This window comes from Parvibaculum sp. (assembly GCF_035325945.1).
Classification (GTDB): Bacteria; Pseudomonadota; Alphaproteobacteria; order Parvibaculales; family Parvibaculaceae; genus Parvibaculum.
In genome coordinates, this window is sequence record NZ_DAOKYX010000062.1 from 1 (window position 1) to 1203 (window position 1203).

Sequence of the window (1203 nt, forward strand, 5' to 3'; positions counted from 1 at the left end):
CATCTGTCAGTCTTTCGATCATTGAAGGCCTCCGGGCGATCATGGGATGAATGAAACGCGCGCCCGGCATCGGGACAGCGCGACGGGCGGAAGTCTATCCGGTTTTGAGATAGGATGCCGCGCAACGAAGCATACGGCGGCAAGGAGAAGGAAATGGACTGGCGCGAGAGGAGGGCACCGTCGCTTGCCGATTTCGAGCGGCTGGCGGACGAGGCGTTCGCAAGATTGCCCGAAGACTTCCGCAGGCGCTGCGAGGGGCTCGTCATTCGGGTGGAAGATTTCCCGAGCGAAGAGGTGCTCGACGATATGGGGCTCGAGAGCCCCTTCGATCTCCTTGGCCTCTATCATGGCCTCGGCCAGCCTTATCAGCTCACCGACGCGGTCACGCATCTGCCGGACATGGTGTTCCTCTATCGCCGGCCGATGCTCGACTACTGGGCCGAATTCGACGAGACGCTCGGCCATCTCGTCACGCATGTTCTCATCCACGAGATCGGCCATCATTTCGGCCTGTCGGACGAAGACATGCATGCGATCGAGGCGAGAGCAGGCGCCTGATCACTCCGCTTCGGGTGGATATGTGCGCTCGGGCACATATGGCCCGCCGCCGGTGCTCGTCCGTGCCGAGAAGAGGACGAAGCGGCTCACCTCGAAACGCGGCGTGGCGAAGAGATTGTTCGCCTCGATGAAGCGATAGACCTCCGGCGGCTCAATGCCCTTGAGCCGCGCCAGCGTCACATGCGGCGTGAAGTTCCGCGTCTCCGGCTTGAGGCCGACGCGGCGCATCGCGCTTTCCTGCCGCGCCTGCAGGCGGGTCAGAGGCTCGCTCGGCCGCACGCCCGCCCAGAGCGCATGGGGTTTCTTGCCGCCGAACTCGCCCACGCCCTCGACCTCAATCTCGAAGGGATCAAAGCTGATTTCCTGAAGCGCCTCGTCGACATCGTTCGCGACGTCCTCGGGCACATCGCCGATGAAGCGCAGGGTGATGTGGAAATCGGACGGTTCGATCCAGCGCGCGCCCTCGATCCCGCGCTGAAGGCGCGTCAGGCGCCCGGCGATCTCGCCGGGAATTTCAAGGGCGGTGAACAGACGGATCATGGTTCTGCAATCGCAAGCGCCGTGCCCGGACGGGGTCCAGGCACGGCATTCCGGTTTCAGGGACAGGGATTGGGCTGGGCGGCGTGAGCCTCGTTCACGTCCTTC

At 63.8% G+C, this 1203-nt stretch carries 2 protein-coding genes; one reads left to right on the forward strand and one right to left on the reverse strand.

Annotated features, from left to right (window positions below; translation table 11 throughout):
• Positions 1-114: 114 nt before the first annotated feature.
• Positions 115-558 (forward strand): metallopeptidase family protein, encoded by a 444-nt coding sequence (locus tag PKA57_RS14900; protein ID WP_324301946.1) that lies wholly within the window; start codon positions 115-117, stop codon positions 556-558.
• Here PKA57_RS14900 and thpR read toward each other — a convergent pair whose 3' ends face one another.
• Positions 559-1098: an RNA 2',3'-cyclic phosphodiesterase gene (thpR, locus tag PKA57_RS14905; RefSeq protein WP_324301947.1), complete on the reverse strand. Its 540-nt coding sequence runs from the start codon at positions 1096-1098 to the stop codon at positions 559-561.
• Between the last annotated feature and the right edge of the window lie 105 nt (positions 1099-1203).

Coding starts and splice junctions, on each gene's coding strand:
- PKA57_RS14900 (WP_324301946.1), top strand. CDS start 115: ATGCCGCGCAACGAAGCATACGGCGGCAAGGAGAAGGAAATGGACTGG.
- thpR (WP_324301947.1), bottom strand. CDS start 1,098: ATGATCCGTCTGTTCACCGCCCTTGAAATTCCCGGCGAGATCGCCGGG.